The organism is Paenibacillus sp. J5, from assembly GCF_054955055.1.
This window is the reverse complement of sequence record NZ_JBUEDD010000019.1, coordinates 1-17,064: the sequence shown is the minus strand read 5'-3', so window position 1 is coordinate 17,064 and position 17,064 is coordinate 1. Positions and strand designations below refer to the sequence as shown.

The following is a 17,064-nucleotide window of genomic DNA, read 5'->3' as shown; positions in this document are numbered from 1 at the left end:
CTTGTAGGAGGAAAGCGAATGATTCCCAGATATTTAGTAGACGTTGCGCTGGATGAGCTGCCGGTAGTCGAGAAGGATGTCATCGTCATCGGTGCTGGAATCGCAGGCTTGTTCACTGCCATTCAAGCTAGTGAAAATAATAACGTACTTATGATTACCAAAAAATCGGTCATGGACAGCAATACCCGGTATGCACAGGGGGGAATTGCGGCGGTCATCTCCGAGGACGATTCTCCTGCTTACCACCGTCAGGATACGCTGATTGCCGGAGCAGGATTATGCAGCCATGATGCAGTAAGCGTGCTGGTGCACGAGGGGCCGCAGGGCATCGAGGATCTGATCCAGATGGGAACGCAGTTCGACCTGGAGGACGGAGAATACGCCTTGACCAAGGAGGGCGCGCATAGCCAACGCCGCATTCTGCATGCGAACGGGGATGCGACAGGGTACGAGATTGTGCGTGCGCTATCAGAGAAGGCGAAGACGCATCCGAATATAGAGGTATGGGACGATCACTTCGTCATCGATCTCATCACGACCGATGGAGAGTGCTGTGGTGCGCTGGTACAGAAGCCGGATGGACAGAAGCTGTTCGTTCGCGGCAAGGCAACTGTGCTCTGCTCCGGTGGAGCCGGACAACTGTACCGTTATACAACCAATCCAGATGTCGCAACAGGTGACGGTATCGCGATGGCTTATCGCGCAGGCGCCTACATACAGGATGTGGAATTCATCCAATTCCATCCAACTTCATTATGCTATCCGGGTGCTCCACGCTTCCTGATCTCGGAGGCTGTGCGTGGCGAGGGCGCTGTGCTTCGCAATATCAAAGGCGAGCGCTTCATGGAGAAATACCATGAGCAGCTCGAGCTTGCGCCACGCGATGTCGTCGCGCGAGCCATCGTCAGCGAGATCGAAGCGACACGTTCGACCTTCGTCTATCTGGACGTCACCCATGAATCGGCGGAGATGGTCAAGCACCGTTTCCCGACGATCTATGAATTTTGCCTAACGTATGGGCTCGATCTCACGACGGATTGGATTCCGGTGGCTCCGGCGGCGCATTATATGATGGGAGGCGTCAAGACCGATCTGCATGGAGAGACGAATGTCAAGCGTCTGTTCGCCTGCGGCGAGGTATCTTCGACGGGTGTGCATGGCGCTAATCGGCTGGCGAGCAATTCGCTGTCGGAGGCGATCGTATTCGGCAGACGCATCGTGCAGCGCATTAACGAGCTGCAGCTACCAGAGAGCTGCGCAGCGGTGATGGAGCGCGGGCCGATGGAGGAATGGCGGAGCGCATCGTCTATTCAGGCTTTCGTTGAGAAACGGCTGAAGCTGCAGAAAATTATGGTTCGTTATGCGGGTCTGAGAAGAGATGCCAACGGGTTAATGAAAGGGTTGTCCGAGCTGAAGCGACAACTGCCGATTTTTCAGACCGTATTGACCAAGCGGGAGGAGTATGAATTCGCCAACCTGCTCACTTGTGCGTTGCTGACGACACAGGCCGCGCTGGAGCGGGAGGAGAGCCGGGGGGCGCATTACAGGGAGGATTTCCCTGAGCGCGATGATCTGCTATGGCGCAAGCACACTGTCCTTCACCGGGAATACGGGGTAACAGAGGAGCGAATACAGGATGCATGAGCATGAGTTGGGGAGTTATAATGAGGCGCTGCGACAGCAGATTCGTAGCTGGCTGGCTGAGGATGTCGGCTCGGGCGATATTACGACAGAGACTACGATTGCGCCCGGGCATCAGTCGACAGCTATCATTCATGTGAAAGAGGATGGCATAATCGCCGGGCTGCCTGTGGCGGAGCTGGTGTTTCACATCGTAGATCCCGAATTACAGTTTCGCAGATGTGTTCTGGAGGGTGAAGCTGTCAACAAGGGAACGGTGCTGGCCGAGGTGGAAGGGAGCACGCACAGCCTGCTCACGGGCGAGCGGCTCGCCCTTAACCTGCTCCAGCGGATGTCAGGCATAGCCACCCGCACCCGGCAATATAAGGCAAAGGTAGGGGAGCGGCCTGTGCGGTTGGTGGATACGCGCAAGACGACCCCTGGACACCGGATGCTGGAGAAGTATGCGGTGCGCGTCGGCGGCGGAGCGAACCACCGCTTCGGGCTGTATGATGCGGTGATGATTAAGGATAATCATATCAAAGGAGCAGGCGGTATTCGCCAGGCTGTTGAGGCGTCGCGTGCACGTATTCCGCATACGATGAAGATAGAGGTGGAGACGGAGTCGATCGCTCAGATCGAGGAAGCGCTGGAGGCTGGAGCTGACATTATCATGCTCGATAATATGTCCAATGAGCGGATGCGCGAAGCGGTGCAACTGATTCGCGGCCGCGCGCCGCATGTAGTAATTGAAGCTTCGGGCGGCGTCAATCTGGAGACGATCGGCGGCATTGCCGATTGCGGTGTGGATGTTATCTCTGTGGGAGCGCTGACCTATTCATTTCCATCGCTCGATATTAGCCTTGATCTGAATGGCAAGAAGGGCGGGGCGGAGCAATGATCCTTGTTGTGGACGTCGGCAATACCAATATGGTGCTGGGCGTGTACCGCGGCCAGGAGCTGCTGCATCATTGGCGGCTGGGCACGAATCGCTCGACCACGGTGGATGAGTACGGCATTATGATTCACAATCTGCTGCAATTCGCTCACTTGGACATTCGAGAGGTGAAGGGAGTCATCGTCTCATCCGTCGTACCTCCGCTTATGCGGACGTTGGAGCAGTTATGCGAGATTTATCTCAAGCGGACGCCGATCGTAGTGGGGCCTGGAGTGAAGACCGGCCTGAACATACGGTATGAGAATCCGCGCGAGGTAGGCGCTGACCGAATCGTGAACGCGGTAGCAGGCATCGAGAAATATGGCAAGCCGCTTATCGTCGTTGATTTTGGGACGGCGACGACCTTTGACTACATTGACGAGGCAGGAGATTATCTGGGCGGCGCGATCCTTCCAGGAATCGGCATCTCTACCGAGGCGCTGTACCAGCGCGCAGCCAAGCTGCCGCGCATCGAGCTTGTGAAGCCGCGCAGCGTCATCGGTCGCAATCCCGTTACATCTATGCAGGCCGGCATTATATTCGGCTATGCAGGTCAAGTGGATGGCATCGTGCGGCGAATCGAACGCGAATTTAACGTCAAGCCTTTCGTCGTGGCGACGGGCGGGCTGGCTGAGCTCATCGCCAGTGAGACGGAGACGATCCGTCAGGTGGATCCGCTGCTGACCCTGGAGGGGCTGCGTCTCATATATGAGCGCAACCAGGATTGATCAAGAAGAGGCGCCTTGGGGCGGCTGATCGCCACAGGCTGCACATGTAGATATAGAATGACAATAGTGCGACGAAGGAGGGATTATAGTGGGCAACAGCAAGGATTATCTTGTCCGCGGAACCGCTCTTGGCGGCAAGGTGCGCGTGTTCGCAGTGCGCTGCACGGAGCTGGTGGACGAATTGAGAAGACGCCATAATACATTGCCGACAGCAACGGCTGCGCTTGGCCGGACGGCTGCGGCAGGAGCCATGATGGGTGCGATGCTCAAGGGCAAGGAGAAGCTGACGATTCAAGTCAAGGGAGACGGCCCGCTGGGGCAGATCGTTGTCGATGCCAATGCAGATGGCGAGGTCCGCGGCTATGTCGATCATCCCGATGTTCATCTGGCGAGCAATGCGCAGGGCAAGCTCGATGTGGCGGGTGCAGTGGGCCGCACAGGCTACCTGCATGTGATCAAGGATTTGGGCCTGCGCGATCCGTATCGGGGCAGCATCCCGCTCGTCTCGGGCGAGCTGGGTGAGGACTTTACGTACTACTTCGCCACCTCCGAGCAGACCCCCTCTGCTGTCGGATTAGGTGTGCTTGTCGATACAGATGGCTCGGTCATACAGGCGGGCGGTTTCATTATCCAGTTGCTTCCCGGGTTAACCGATGCGGACATTACGCAGTTGGAGCAGCGTCTGTCAGCGATGCCGCCTGTAACCTCCCTGCTCGATCAGGGCGAGTCCCCGGAGGGGATGCTCGAATTCATAGCGGGCGGCGATGTGAAGTTCATGGACACGCTGCCGATCGTATTTGCCTGCAAGTGCTCCCAGGAACGGGTGGGTGCCACGCTGCTCAGTCTAGGTGAGCAGGAGCTGCAGCAATTAATTGATGACGATGAGAAGGCGGAAGTCGTCTGCCATTTCTGCAATGAAGTGTACACGTTTGACCGTGACCATCTGCAGGCGTTGCTGAACCAAGCCAAGCCTGATCCGATTCACTAATAGAGAGGATCAGGGCTGAACATGAATAAGGCGGCGATGTGGAAAGGTTTGATCGCCCTACAGGCGATCTGTATGATCGTGCTGACGGTCGTGGTCGTTGTCAAGGTCGTACCGGATAGAGATAAACAGGACGACCCGGCGGCTCCCCCGGACCACGCGGGCAGCGAGAGGCTGGACGACAGCGATATTGCGGCTGTTGTTGGCCAACGGTATATTACCGTGAAGGAGCTACGGGATGCGCTTGTGAAGGAGTATGGGGATCAGATGCTGAATAAGCTGATGGTTCGCCAAGCGATTGATCTGGAGTCCGAGTCGCTCGGTCTTGAGGTTACAGAGCAAGAGATTCAGGAGGAGCTTCACGAGCGCTCTACCGGTTACGGCGGCGAGGCGGAGTATTTGAAGGCGATGAAGGATCAACTGGGCTTGACGGAAGATGAGCTCAGGCTGGAGATGCGATACCAACTGCTGCTGGAGAAGATTGCCACGAGGCAAGTCATTATTACAGATGAACAAGTAAAAGACTATATGAATGCTCATCCAGATATCTTTGGACCACAGGAGCAGGTTCGGATCGCCTGGATTGTGACCTCCTCGGAGCAGCTCGCCCGATTGGTGTTGGAGCAGCTTGAGGCAGGCTCGTCATTTTCCGTATTGGCACAGCGGTTCTCCGAGGATGAGTATACAGCTAACGATGGCGGAGAGATTGGGCTCGTGGACAGAAATGACCCGTTCATCGAGCGAGCCGTGATGGAGGAAGTTAGCCGTCTTCATGTCGGACAGATCGCAGGCCCTGTCACAGTCAAGCAGGGCTATGCCATCGTCCAGCTTCAAGAGCGCCAGCAAGAGGTAGAGCTGGACGAGCAGCGCCAGGTGGAACGCGCCCGCAAGCAGCTTGCGCTTGAGGAGGCCGTTCCGCTCGGTGAGATGGAGAACATCCTGCTAGATAAATATGGCGCGACTGTATACCAGAGTTAAACTCGCTATTGACAATTACTATTGACCGTTGTTAATATTAAAATAGTTAAAAACCAACTGAACCAGTCGGATTAAGGAGGCCTTTTAGCATGGCTAGAATTGTACAGAACGTAACCGATTTGATTGGCGATACACCGCTTGTTCGTTTGAACCGTCTGGTGCCTGAGGATTCTGCTGAGATTTATGTGAAGCTGGAATACCAAAATCCGGGTGCCAGTGTGAAGGACCGGATTGCGATCAGCATGATCGAGGTAGCAGAGCAGGAAGGGCGGATTAAGCCAGGCGATACAATTGTTGAGCCTACCAGCGGGAATACAGGCATTGGGTTGGCACTGGTTGCAGCAGCCAAAGGCTACAAGGCAATTCTAGTTATGCCGGAGACCATGAGCTTGGAGCGCCGCAACCTGCTTCGCGCCTATGGAGCGGAGATTGTGCTGACGCCAGGATCGGAAGGCATGAATGGCGCTGTGCGCAAAGCCGAAGAGATTCAGAGTGAAAATCCGAGCTACTTCATGCCGCAGCAGTTCAAGAACCAAGCGAACGTGAAGATTCACCGCGAGACGACAGGTCCTGAGATTGTCGAAGCGATCAACTCGCTCGACGGCAAGCTGGACGCCTTCATTGCCGGCATCGGCACAGGCGGCACGATCTCCGGCGCTGGCGAGGTCTTGAAGGAGAATTTCCCGGGCATTCAGATCTACGCTGTAGAGCCTGCGGCCTCTCCGCTGCTGTCCGGCGGCAAGCCAGGCCCGCATAAAATTCAAGGCATCGGCGCGAACTTTGTTCCAGATATTCTGAATCGTGAGATTTATGACGGTGTCATAACTGTAGAGAACGAGGATGCTTTTGAATATGCGCGCCGTGCAGCGAAAGAAGAAGGCATTCTGTGCGGAATCTCCTCTGGCGCAGCGATCTTCGCGGCGCTGAAGGTAGCGAAGGAACTGGGCAAGGGCAAGCGTGTAGTTGCGATTGTACCGAGCAACGGCGAGCGCTATTTGAGCACACCACTGTTCAACTTCGATAATTAATTGTGATCTTGTTCAAGAGCTGCACCTAGCATCAACGATGCTGGTGTAGCTCTTTTTTGCAGACGGATAGGAGCAGCTCAGGACATCGATACAACGAAGAACTATAGCATGCTGCGCACCCTGCAGCCGGAGCAGATGGATGGGGGATAGTGGCATAGCAAAAACCCTTCGTTTCTGCTTGCCTTTTCAGGCGGCCTTTCATTATACTTAGTGCAACCGTTAATGCAGGAGGATCGGACATGATTGGCATGACTTACGAGCAGTGGGAGCAGTGGGCGGCTACTGGACAATACACGATGCTGCCCTTGCTGCATCGACAGCAATTGGGAGGACAAGCCGGGGTAGATAACTGGCGGAGAGCATGGGAGTATGCGAGTCCTTATGCGATACTGATGGAGAGCGGCAAGGGCGGGCGCTATACGTATGCGGGTTTGCGGCCGGAGGAGATCGTGCGTGGGAAGGGCGAGCGCGCCGAGTCGCTGGAGCTGCATTCTGGCCGGAGAGCGCAGTTGGAAGGGCGGCCGCTTGAGGTGATGCGTCGCTGGGTGCAGCCTTACCGAAGCCCGCGTCTGACTGAGGGGCCGAAGTGGATCGGTGGCTGCGCGGGCTTCTTGAGCTACGATGTGGCTCGCTCGATCGAACGGCTGCCTGAGTTGGCTGAGGATGACCTGTCGCTGCCGGATTATCTGTTTATGAGGCTTAATGAGGTATGGATTATTGACCATCAGGAGGGTGAGCTATATTGCGCGATCCATACTCCGATTCCTGCCGATGCTGCGGGGGAGACGCTGCGCCGGCTGTATGACCGTGCAGTGGAACAGGCTACCCGCATGGCCCAGCTATGGCAGGAGCTGATACAAGCCGACGAGAGTGCACAGGCGAGGGAGAAGCGACAGCGGCAGCAGGAGCTGCTGCGCAGTGATCAGACGATGCATATTGATGTGGAATCGATCCCTGGCCGCACCTCGCCGTTCTCCAAGGAGGCGTTCATGGATGCTGTGCGCGCCATTCAGCGTTATATTGGGCAGGGTGATGTATTCCAGGTGAATCTGTCGCTGCGTCAGAGCATTGAGAGTGACCATTCACCAGAGGATCTGTATGAGTGGCTGCGGCTGTTCAATCCATCTCCGTACATGGGCTATCTGCGGGCGCCTGATTTTCAACTCGTGTCGGCCTCGCCGGAGCTGCTGGTCGAGGCGCGCGGCGGTCGCCTGGCGGCTCGCCCGATTGCCGGGACGCGGCGTCGGGGTAGAACCGACGAGGAGGATCGTCTGCTGGAGGAGGAGCTGCGGAGCAATGAGAAGGAGCGCGCCGAGCATATTATGCTCGTCGACCTGGATCGCAATGATCTGGGACGCATCTCGGAATACGGGACGGTATGTGTTAAGGAGCTGATGACGGTCGAGCGCTACTCTCATGTTATGCATCTGGTCTCCCAGGTGGAGGGTGAGCTGAGGCAGGGGAAGGATGCATTCGATGTCATTGCCGCCAAGTTCCCAGGAGGAACCATTACGGGAGCGCCCAAAATTCGGACGATGGAGATTATCGAGGAACTGGAGCCTGTGCGGCGTGGAGCGTATACCGGATCTATGGGCTGGATTGACTATAATGGGGATATGGAATTTAATATTATTATTCGCACGATGGTCGTTCAGGCGGGGCGGATTCATGTGCAGGCAGGTGCTGGCATCGTGATTGATTCCGACCCGGAGCGAGAATACTATGAATCGTTGAACAAGGCAAAGGCTTTATGGAAGGCCATTCAATATAGCGAGAGATTTCGTGAGCAAGCCATTCAACAATAGGGGGAGTCTGTCATGATTCTTGTAATTGATAACTATGACTCGTTTACGTACAATCTGGTGCAGTATCTGGGTGAATTAGGCGAGGAGATCGTGGTGAAGCGTAATGATGAGATTGATCTTGAGGGGATCGCCCAGCTTGCGCCGAATCATATCCTCATCTCGCCAGGTCCCTGCACACCCAATGAAGCAGGCATTAGCCTGGCGCTAATTGAGCGCTTCAAGGGGGAGATACCGATCTTTGGCGTCTGTCTTGGACATCAATCGATCGGTCAAGCCTTTGGCGGGGAGGTTGTACGCGCTGAGAAGCTCATGCATGGCAAAACCTCGCCGATTGTCCATGACGGTCGCACGATCTTCGAGGGGATTCCTTCTCCCTATACGGCAACCCGCTACCATTCTCTGATCGTCAAGCGCGAGACGCTGCCGGACTGTCTGGAGATTAGTGCGGAGACGGAGGAAGGGGAGATCATGGGGCTTCGCCATAAAGAGTACCCGATCGAAGGCGTGCAGTTCCACCCCGAATCCATCATTACGGAGCACGGTCTGACCTTGCTGCGCAATTTCTTGAAGCAGACAGCCGGAGCGGCTCGATGAAGATCGGCTGGAACGGGAAGATTATGAACGCGCAGGAGGCTGTGATCTCGGTCTATGATCACGGCTTTTTGTACGGTATCGGTCTGTTCGAGACGTTCCGAACCTATGGAGGGCGGCCGTTCCTGCTGGAGTGGCATCTTGAGCGGCTGGAGCAAGCCTGCAATGAGCTGGGCATTCGTTATACGGCCGATCGACCGCAGCTTACAGAGTGGATGGCTAGTCTCATGCGGGAGAACGGTCTGGAGGAAGCCTATGTGCGTCTTACGGTGAGCGCCGGGGAGGGGGAGCTCGGCTTGCCGATCGGAGACTATGATCATCCTAATGTGCTGCTGTTGGTCAAGCCGCTACCCTCCCCTGCACCACAACTGGAGTTGAGGGGCAAGGAGCTGCGCAAGCTGCGCACGCTCCGCAACACCCCGGAGGGGGCCGTCAGGTTTAAATCCCTCCATTATATGAATAATATTATTGCCAAGCGTGAGCTGGCGGCGTCAGGGGCAGCACCCGGAGCAGAGGGGCTGATGTTGACCGCCGAGGGGCACCTGTCAGAGGGAATCGTGAGCAATTTGTTCTTCGTCACCCCTAAGCGTACAATATGTACGCCGGCTATCCATACCGGCATTCTGCCAGGCATCACAAGACGTAAGGTCATTCAGTTGGCGCGGTCACTAGGCTATGTCGTCGAGGAGGGGCTATATGGCTGGGATGCGCTGTTAGATGCGGAGGAAATCTGGCTGACCAATTCCATTCAGGAGCTGGTGGCGGTTACGCGTGTGGTGGACGGCGAGGGAGCCGAGACGGAGATTGGTAACGGGCTGCGCGGCCCGGTGACAGAGCAGCTATTGGCTGCATACCGGAAGGAGACAGAAGCATCATGAGAGGGGAAGCGAGTATGCCTAGAGTATGGAACCGCTCCTATGTGTTCCCTAGCGGAGCCCGGCTGGAGCTGGGCAAGCGGACGCTGGTGATGGGCATATTGAATGCTACGCCGGACTCGTTCTCCGATGGCGGACGATATGTCGAGCCAGCCCGCGCGGCAGAGCACGCGCAGCGGCTGGCAGCAGCAGGGGCGGACATCATCGATATTGGCGGCGAATCGACCCGTCCAGGCGGCGAACCGGTATCCGAAGAGGAGGAGCTGCGACGGGTGGTGCCTGTCATCGAGGCGGTCAGGCGCGCCCTGCCCCAGGTGACGCTGTCGATCGACACCTATAAGGCGGAGACAGCCAGGCAGGCGCTGGCGGCAGGAGCGGACATCATCAATGATGTGTGGTCGCTGCAGAAGGACCCGCAGATGGCAGCTATTGCGGCAGCACACGGCTGTCCAGTGATATTGAGCCATAATCGGCTCGCGGCAGTGTATGAGGAGCTGGTTGCCGACGTTATTACTGATCTGCAGGCGAGCATCGCGCTGGCGCTGGCCGCAGGCGTGCAGCAGCATAATATATGGCTCGACCCTGGCATCGGCTTTGCCAAGACTCATTCTCATAATGTGCAGCTTATGGGATCGCTTGACGAGCTGTGCGGACTCGGCTATCCGGTGCTGCTGGGCACCTCGCGCAAGCTGTTCATTCGCAATGTGCTCGGCTTGCCTGCCGACCAGGTTGTGGAAGGGACTGCGGCGACGGTGGTGCTCGGGATTGCACAGGGCTGCCAGATCGTGCGAGTCCATGATGTGGAGCAGATTGCGCGAACAGTCCGAATGACGGATGCCATCATCTATTATGGACAGGAAGCAAAGGGGTGAACGAGAAGGATGGATACGATGGTTCTCAGAGGAATGCAGTTCTTTGGCTATCACGGCGTGTTCCCTGAAGAGAACAAGCTTGGGCAACGGTTCGGGGTAGAATTGGAATTGGATCTGGATCTGCGCCGAGCAGGTGAGAGCGATGATCTGGAGCAGACGGTGAATTATGCGGAGCTGCATGCTCTGGTCAAGCAGATCGTGGAGGGTCCGCCCTTTAAGCTGATTGAAGCGTTGGCAAATGAGATTGCATCGCGGGTTCTTGACACTTATACTATTATAAACGAAGTTGCAGTACGTGTGACCAAGCCTCATCCACCGTTTGAGATTCATTTTGACGGTGTGGTTGTGGAGCTTCGCAGAAAGCGGGATGACTATGGAAAGACCGTTGCCGCATGGAGATGAGCGGCTGAATATAGAGCAACGCCCCAAGGCCGCCTTTATTGCGCTAGGCTCGAATATGGGGGATCGTCAAGCGATGCTGGAGCAAGCGCTATACAAGCTGGACACCTGTGAGGGAGTCACTGTCCGCTGCTTGTCCCCGATCTACGAGACTGATCCGGTGGGGTATACAGATCAACCAGCATTTCTTAATATGGTTGCCCGCTTGGATACGACATGCGCTCCACTGGAGCTGCTGCATATTATGCAAGACATTGAGAAGGAGCTGGGACGCGTTCGTCTGGAGCGCTGGGGTCCACGCACGATTGACCTGGATCTGCTTCACTATGAGGGAGTCGTTATGGATTCGGAGGAGCTGACCGTTCCCCATCCTCGTATGATGGAGCGCGGCTTCGTGTTGGTGCCGCTCGGTGATTGTCTGGCGGACTATGTGGCAGAACCGCAGTTGCGGCGCAAGGTGGAGCAAGCGGCGTATGAGGCGCAGAGGGATCGAAAGGAAGGCATCACTTTATGGAATACCATCAACTGGCTCAACGGATAAGAGCGTTCCGCAAGCTCAAGGGATACACGCAGCAAGGGCTGGCAGAGCGCTTGAACATCTCGGTAGCGGTGCTTGGTTCACTGGAGAGAGGGACGAGGAAGCCGGAGGAGAAGCTGCTTAGCAGGATCGCCCAAGCGCTGGAGGTCAGCTATGAAGAGCTGATAGGGGAACCGCGTTCGTCATAGGCTGCAGGGAAGTACAGAGGCAAAGGAGCATGGAGAGCATGCTGAAAATCGGAAATATCGAAATGAAAAATAATGTCGTGCTCGCGCCGATGGCCGGTGTCTGCAATCCAGCCTTCCGGCTGATTGCCAAGGAATTCGGCTGCGGACTGGTATGTGCGGAGATGGTGAGCGACAAGGCGATTCTTCATGGCAATAAGCGCACGATGGAGATGCTGTATGTCGATGAGCGGGAGAAGCCGCTCAGCCTGCAGATTTTCGGCGGCGACCGCAAGTCCTTGGTCGAGGCGGCCAAGGTCGTCGATAAGCAGACGAATGCCGACATTATTGACATTAATATGGGCTGTCCCGTACCTAAGGTGACCAAGTGCGATGCGGGCGCGCGTTGGTTGCTTGACCCGAATAAAATCTATGAGATGGTCTCTGCGGTGGTTGATGCGGTCGACAAGCCGGTGACGGTGAAGATGCGGATCGGCTGGGATAGCGAGCATATCTATGCAGTCGAGAATGCTCAGGCTGTGCAACGAGCCGGAGGGAGCGCGGTCAGCGTCCATGGCCGGACACGCGAGCAGCTCTATACCGGTACTGCCGATTGGGAGATTATCCGGCAGGTGAAGGAAGCCGTGAGCATCCCTGTCATCGGCAACGGGGATGTGTTCTCTCCTGAGGATGCGAAGCGTATGCTGGAGCAGACGGGCTGTGATGGGGTCATGATCGGCAGAGGCGCTCTGGGGAACCCGTGGATGCTGTATAGAACGATTCGCTACCTGACTGAAGGCGAGATGCTGCCTGATCCATCTCCAATAGAGAGGATGCATATTGCGGTTGTTCATATGGATCGGCTGGTGAAGCTCAGGGGCGAGTCCGTTGCAGTAAGAGAGATGCGCAAGCACTTGGCCTGGTACTTGAAGGGGCTGCCTGGCGCAGCTCGCATCAAGGATCATATTATGGAGGAAACAAGCCGCGACAATATGGTGCAGATTCTAGGCAGCTACATCGATTCGCTGGGCGAGGCGGCCAGTGAGCCTGTCGCTTCGTCGGTTGACCAGGAGACGGTGGCGCATTAGTTGGGGTCTTATCATTAGGTGGGCAGAGTTCTGGTTATATGCCATGGTTACGGCAGCACCCTGGTGAATGAGACAGATTATGGGCATGAGGCCAGCCGCTTGCAAGGCGTAATCTTACGTCTTCCGAGCCTTAAAATGGTCTCATTTGCCTGTGATTGACATTTGGAGTCGACTGCAATATAATCATGCAATAGAATTCTGACCTGATGTTAAGGAAGCCAACATATAGTTATGATTAGTGATTCATACATACGGGTATGAAAATATGTCACGCGACAGGAGAATTGGTGAGATGAGCGATAAGGAAATCATCTTGACTCAAGACGGACTGAAGAAACTGGAGGAAGAGCTGGAGAATCTGAAGTCGGTGAAGCGGCGCGAAGTGGCGGAGCGGATCAAGATTGCTATTGGCTACGGCGATATCAGTGAAAACTCCGAGTATGAGGATGCCAAGAACGAGCAGGCGTTTATCGAAGGACGTATTATTACGCTGGAGAAGATGCTTCGCAACGCCCGTATCATTAATAATGACGAGATTGATATTGACACCGTAAGTATAGGCTCGATCGTAACCGTAGAGGATCTGGAATTCAAGGATACGATGGAGTATGCCATCGTCGGCACCGCAGAATCCGACCCTTCGCAAAACAAGATCTCAAATGAAAGTCCTGTCGGAAAAGCGATCCTAGGCAAGAAGAGGGGCACGGTCGTTGAGGTCAATGTACCGGCGGGCGTCATTCAATATAAAATTTTGGATATAAAGAAATAAACGATAGGTCTTTCTTTGCCCGGAAATCCGTTTTATACTGGATAAGGATGTGCTGAAGCCGCCAGCTTGCGGCGCGATACGTGTGGCGATTCAAGCTTCCTTTTTTTAAGGGAAGCTTTTTTTTCAAAATATAAGAGCGTATAAGTGACTGTATTATACCGGCTTATATTTCAATGCGGAGACGTCGCTGTGCCGCCCAAGGCGGTGTAGCCATTGACGCTTGTAGAGATGCAGATCATAAGAACAGAACATGAGGAGTTGAAGCAAATTGAGCCAGGATAATCAAGGACAGGATACACAGGAACTGAGCGAGCTGCTGCAGATCAGGAGGGACAAGCTGGATCAACTGCGCGGCTTAGGGATTGATCCCTTTGGCAAGAAGTACGTGCGGACGCATCAGGCGCAGGAGGTGCTGGACGCCTATGGAGAGCTGCCGAAGGACGAGCTGGAGGAGCTGTCGCCGGAAGTGAGCTTGGCAGGGCGAATCATGCAGAAGCGGGGCATGGGCAAGGCTTCCTTCGCCCATATCCAGGATCTGAGCGGCAAGATTCAGATCTATGTCCGTCAAGATGCGCTGGATGCCGCGAAGTATGAAGCGTTCAGTCTGCTCGATCTGGGCGACATCATCGGCGTGCGGGGGACGGTATTCAAGACGAAGACAGGAGAAACCTCTATTAAGGTGCTGTCGCTTGAGGTGCTGACGAAGTCGCTGCTGCCACTTCCTGAGAAGTATCATGGATTGAAGGATGTAGAGCTGCGTTACCGCCAGCGTTACGTGGATTTGATTATTAATCAGGATGTGCAACAGACCTTCGTCACTCGTTCCCGCATCATTCAGTCGATGCGCCGTTATCTCGATTCGCACGGCTATCTGGAGGTCGAGACGCCGACGCTTCATGCGATTGCGGGCGGTGCTGCAGCGCGTCCATTCATTACTCATCATAATGCGCTGGATATGCAGCTCTATATGAGGATTGCGATCGAGCTGCATTTGAAGCGGCTCATTGTCGGCGGTCTGGAGAAGGTCTATGAGATCGGCCGTGTATATCGGAATGAAGGAATCTCGACTCGTCACAATCCTGAATTTACGATGATTGAGCTGTATGAGGCGTATGCGGATTACAAGGATATCATGGAGCTGACCGAGAATCTGGTCGTTCATATCGCGCAGGAGGTGCTGGGGCAGACCACGATCCAGTATCAGGATTATGAGGTTGACCTGGGCAGCCCATGGCGCCGCGTGTCGATGGTGGATCTGGTCAAGGAGGCGACTGGTGTCGATTTTGCCCAGCAGCTTACAGATGAGGATGCGCATCAATTGGCCAAGGAGCATCATGTGCAGGTCGACCCGCATATGTCGGTTGGACATATTCTGAACGCTTTCTTTGAGACGTTCGTGGAAGAGAAGCTGATTCAGCCGACCTTTGTGACGGGACATCCGGTGGAAATTTCGCCGCTGGCGAAAAAGAATGACGAGGACCCACGGTTTACAGACCGTTTCGAGCTGTTCATCGTCGGGCGCGAGCACGCTAATGCCTTCACAGAGCTGAATGACCCGATCGATCAGCGTCAACGCTTCGAGGCCCAGTTGCTGGAGAAGGAGCAGGGCAATGATGAAGCGCATGAGATGGATGATGATTTCATCCGCGCACTGGAATATGGCTTGCCGCCTACAGGTGGACTAGGCATCGGCATCGACCGTCTTGTTATGCTATTGACCAACGCGCCATCCATTCGCGACGTATTGCTATTCCCTCTGATGAGAGAGCGTGCAGAGGATTAATGGGCCTGGCTTCATAGAAATACCCGCACAAGCCGGCTTAGCAGCATATGCTGCTAAGCCGGCTTGTTTTTTCTTGTATGGGATGTCTGGCTGCAAGGGGATGCTCGGGCCCCAAGGACGGCAATCGTAACAAATTGTAGCTTCCGCTCGTCTAGGGTGTGTATGCAAGTTCTGCAGGGAGCAGATGCTGCGGTTTTTCGTTCCATGCCGGTGCGTTCTACTCAGGTGTACCGAGAGGTAAGCAACGCGGCAGGGGGCAGAGGCGGTGGTGGGTGCTCTACTGTGGGCATATACATGCTCTAGGGAAGTGGAGGTGTGATGAGGGAAAATGAGGCGGATAACATGGGGTCTGATATGGGGGCTCGTTGCGCTGCTTGCAGGTAGCTGGAACTCAGCCTCCATCGGTACGGATGGCTTGAAGGCAAACGCCCAGGATAACGGAATTGCTCGACTGGAGAAGCATACGCTGGAGCTGCGGCTAGGTGAGAAGCAGTCTCTGCTGGACCAGTCAACAAGGCTGCAGACGGCGCCAATTCTGATTCGGAGAGATATGGTCTATTTTCCTGTGCGTACACTTGAGGCCGCAGGCGTGGCCGAGGTCAACTGGCAGGCAGAGCAGAAGCAAGCGAATATCGCCTCCATACAGACAGTAGATGGCTCGCTCAAGGAGCTTGGGCTACGTGCGCAGTCTGACGAAATCTATAAACTGGACGGCTTGCCTCAGGGTGCAGGTACGCTGACGTACAACCCTTTTACGTATCAGGGCAGAATGTATGTCTCCATCGATCTGTTATCGAAGCTTGGCATTCGTGCCGAGTATGCGAAGGAGCAACTGACGCTGCAATGGAGAACGCCGCATCTGGAACTCGGACAGCGTGAGCAGAAGACCGATAAGGAGTTGCTTGAATATATCCTGCTGTATGAGGAAGGGATACAGCCGCCTCAACTGCTAGCCATCGGAGCAGCAGGCTCGGGAACCGTAATGAAAGGGCAAGTGGAGAAGAAAGCCGTACACCAAGGGGAAGCCACATATAACCGGATAAGATTCTCGCTTGCGCTGGAGCCGGGGTTGAATCTGTACGAACTGGACTTGCTAGAAGAACGTCTGATAATCACTGTAGAACGAGAACCAGAGGAGGGCAGGAAGGAGCCCCTTCGGCTCACGGAAGAGGGGAGATCATACCTGATACTGGATCAGCCTGGCGAGAGGTGGGCGGCCTACTCGCCTGGAGACCGCGTCAAGCTGTCCGGCAGGCTGCTGCGCAATCAGCTTCCAGATGGTACTGATCTGGACGCTGTAACGATGCTGATCTACCGGTACACAGGGCAGGCTTATGAGGAGTGGGATCGGGTGTCTCTTGGGGTGAATCAGGGAAATGTTCATGGGGAGTATAGTGTATCGGAGCAAGGACATTACTTGTTTCAAATTATAAGTCCTACGTACACGATCGATCAGGGCAAATCCACGAGGGCGTCCCTGTGGGCAGAATTCAAGGCAACTGTTATGCCCTAGTCAGCATATGGTGATGTCGCTCTCAGCTTTGCAGGGGGTAGTTAAGAGCGTGATGTATGGAGGCAGTGAGTGCTGCATGGAGTGATCCGTGCAGCACTCACTTGTGCTTAGGCAGGCTATTCATTAATGAAGGACGTTAGTGAGCCTAAGCACCCATCTTGATTGCATTCATAAAAAATTAAAAAAAGCCTTGCCAAAGACAATTCAATCATGGTATATTATTTCTTGCGCCTGAGAGAGTGAGATAATGAAAGAAAAAAGATTTAAAAAAAGCTTGCAATCAACTAGGCGAATGTGTTATATTAATAAAGTCGCCGCTGAGAGATGCGGAGATGAAGAAAGCAAGAAAATTTGTTCTTTGAAAACTGAACAACGAGCAAAAAGCCCTGTA

The 17,064-nt window shown here is 54.9% G+C and carries 17 protein-coding genes; all 17 read left to right on the top strand.

The features are described from left to right. Positions 1–18 precede the first annotated feature (18 nt). The 17 genes from nadB (at position 19) to ACY1JZ_RS25045 (ending at position 16,673) form a co-directional block, all read left to right on the top strand. Positions 19–1,644 carry an L-aspartate oxidase gene (gene nadB / locus ACY1JZ_RS25125; RefSeq protein ID WP_270167111.1) on the top strand — a complete coding sequence of 542 codons (1,626 nt, stop codon included), beginning with the start codon at positions 19–21 and terminating at the stop codon, positions 1,642–1,644. Beyond that, a complete protein-coding gene (gene nadC, locus ACY1JZ_RS25120) occupies positions 1,637–2,521 on the top strand; it encodes a carboxylating nicotinate-nucleotide diphosphorylase (protein ID WP_462631493.1) in 885 nt (294 codons plus the stop codon). The genes nadB and nadC overlap by 8 nt, the downstream gene beginning before the upstream one ends. Further along, positions 2,518–3,285 carry a type III pantothenate kinase gene (locus ACY1JZ_RS25115; RefSeq protein WP_270167113.1) on the top strand — a complete coding sequence of 256 codons (768 nt, stop codon included), beginning with the start codon at positions 2,518–2,520 and terminating at the stop codon, positions 3,283–3,285. The genes nadC and ACY1JZ_RS25115 overlap by 4 nt, the downstream gene beginning before the upstream one ends. 88 nt (positions 3,286–3,373) lie before the next feature. Then, the gene (hslO, locus tag ACY1JZ_RS25110; protein ID WP_270167115.1) at positions 3,374–4,273 is read left to right on the top strand and encodes an Hsp33 family molecular chaperone HslO; all 900 of its coding nucleotides are present in this window, start codon (positions 3,374–3,376) and stop codon (positions 4,271–4,273) included. Between the two features lie 21 nt (positions 4,274–4,294). Continuing rightward, complete coding sequence (locus ACY1JZ_RS25105) at positions 4,295–5,248, top strand: peptidylprolyl isomerase (RefSeq protein WP_462631491.1); 954 nt, start codon at positions 4,295–4,297, stop codon at positions 5,246–5,248. A gap of 89 nt (positions 5,249–5,337) precedes the next feature. Then, positions 5,338–6,276 (top strand): cysteine synthase A, encoded by a 939-nt coding sequence (cysK, locus tag ACY1JZ_RS25100; RefSeq protein WP_270167118.1) that lies wholly within the window; start codon positions 5,338–5,340, stop codon positions 6,274–6,276. A gap of 239 nt (positions 6,277–6,515) precedes the next feature. Further along, entirely contained in the window at positions 6,516–8,081 is a 1,566-nt protein-coding gene (locus ACY1JZ_RS25095) for an anthranilate synthase component I family protein (protein WP_462631489.1), read from the top strand. A gap of 12 nt (positions 8,082–8,093) precedes the next feature. Continuing rightward, on the top strand, positions 8,094–8,675 hold the full coding sequence (pabA, locus tag ACY1JZ_RS25090; protein WP_462631488.1) for an aminodeoxychorismate/anthranilate synthase component II: 582 nt from the start codon (positions 8,094–8,096) through the stop codon (positions 8,673–8,675). After that, complete coding sequence (gene pabC, locus ACY1JZ_RS25085; protein ID WP_462631487.1) at positions 8,672–9,550, top strand: aminodeoxychorismate lyase; 879 nt, start codon at positions 8,672–8,674, stop codon at positions 9,548–9,550. Before pabA ends, pabC begins: the two co-directional genes overlap by 4 nt. A gap of 14 nt (positions 9,551–9,564) precedes the next feature. Then, positions 9,565–10,419 (top strand): dihydropteroate synthase, encoded by an 855-nt coding sequence (folP, locus tag ACY1JZ_RS25080; protein ID WP_462631485.1) that lies wholly within the window; start codon positions 9,565–9,567, stop codon positions 10,417–10,419. Between the two features lie 9 nt (positions 10,420–10,428). Continuing rightward, positions 10,429–10,821, top strand: coding sequence for a dihydroneopterin aldolase (folB, locus tag ACY1JZ_RS25075; RefSeq protein WP_270167127.1), 393 nt, complete (start codon positions 10,429–10,431; stop codon positions 10,819–10,821). Next, positions 10,793–11,359 carry a 2-amino-4-hydroxy-6-hydroxymethyldihydropteridine diphosphokinase gene (gene folK / locus ACY1JZ_RS25070; RefSeq protein WP_462631484.1) on the top strand — a complete coding sequence of 189 codons (567 nt, stop codon included), beginning with the start codon at positions 10,793–10,795 and terminating at the stop codon, positions 11,357–11,359. The genes folB and folK overlap by 29 nt, the downstream gene beginning before the upstream one ends. Then, complete coding sequence (locus ACY1JZ_RS25065; RefSeq protein WP_270167131.1) at positions 11,329–11,544, top strand: helix-turn-helix domain-containing protein; 216 nt, start codon at positions 11,329–11,331, stop codon at positions 11,542–11,544. The genes folK and ACY1JZ_RS25065 overlap by 31 nt, the downstream gene beginning before the upstream one ends. 38 nt (positions 11,545–11,582) lie before the next feature. Then, positions 11,583–12,608: a tRNA dihydrouridine synthase DusB gene (gene dusB, locus ACY1JZ_RS25060; RefSeq protein ID WP_462631483.1), complete on the top strand. Its 1,026-nt coding sequence runs from the start codon at positions 11,583–11,585 to the stop codon at positions 12,606–12,608. A gap of 292 nt (positions 12,609–12,900) precedes the next feature. Continuing rightward, positions 12,901–13,377: a transcription elongation factor GreA gene (gene greA / locus ACY1JZ_RS25055; RefSeq protein WP_270167135.1), complete on the top strand. Its 477-nt coding sequence runs from the start codon at positions 12,901–12,903 to the stop codon at positions 13,375–13,377. Positions 13,378–13,645: 268 nt separating this feature from the next. Beyond that, on the top strand, positions 13,646–15,160 hold the full coding sequence (lysS, locus tag ACY1JZ_RS25050) for a lysine--tRNA ligase (RefSeq protein ID WP_462631482.1): 1,515 nt from the start codon (positions 13,646–13,648) through the stop codon (positions 15,158–15,160). A 328-nt stretch (positions 15,161–15,488) separates the two neighbouring features. Beyond that, the gene (locus ACY1JZ_RS25045; protein ID WP_462631480.1) at positions 15,489–16,673 is read left to right on the top strand and encodes a hypothetical protein; all 1,185 of its coding nucleotides are present in this window, start codon (positions 15,489–15,491) and stop codon (positions 16,671–16,673) included. Positions 16,674–17,064 lie beyond the last annotated feature (391 nt).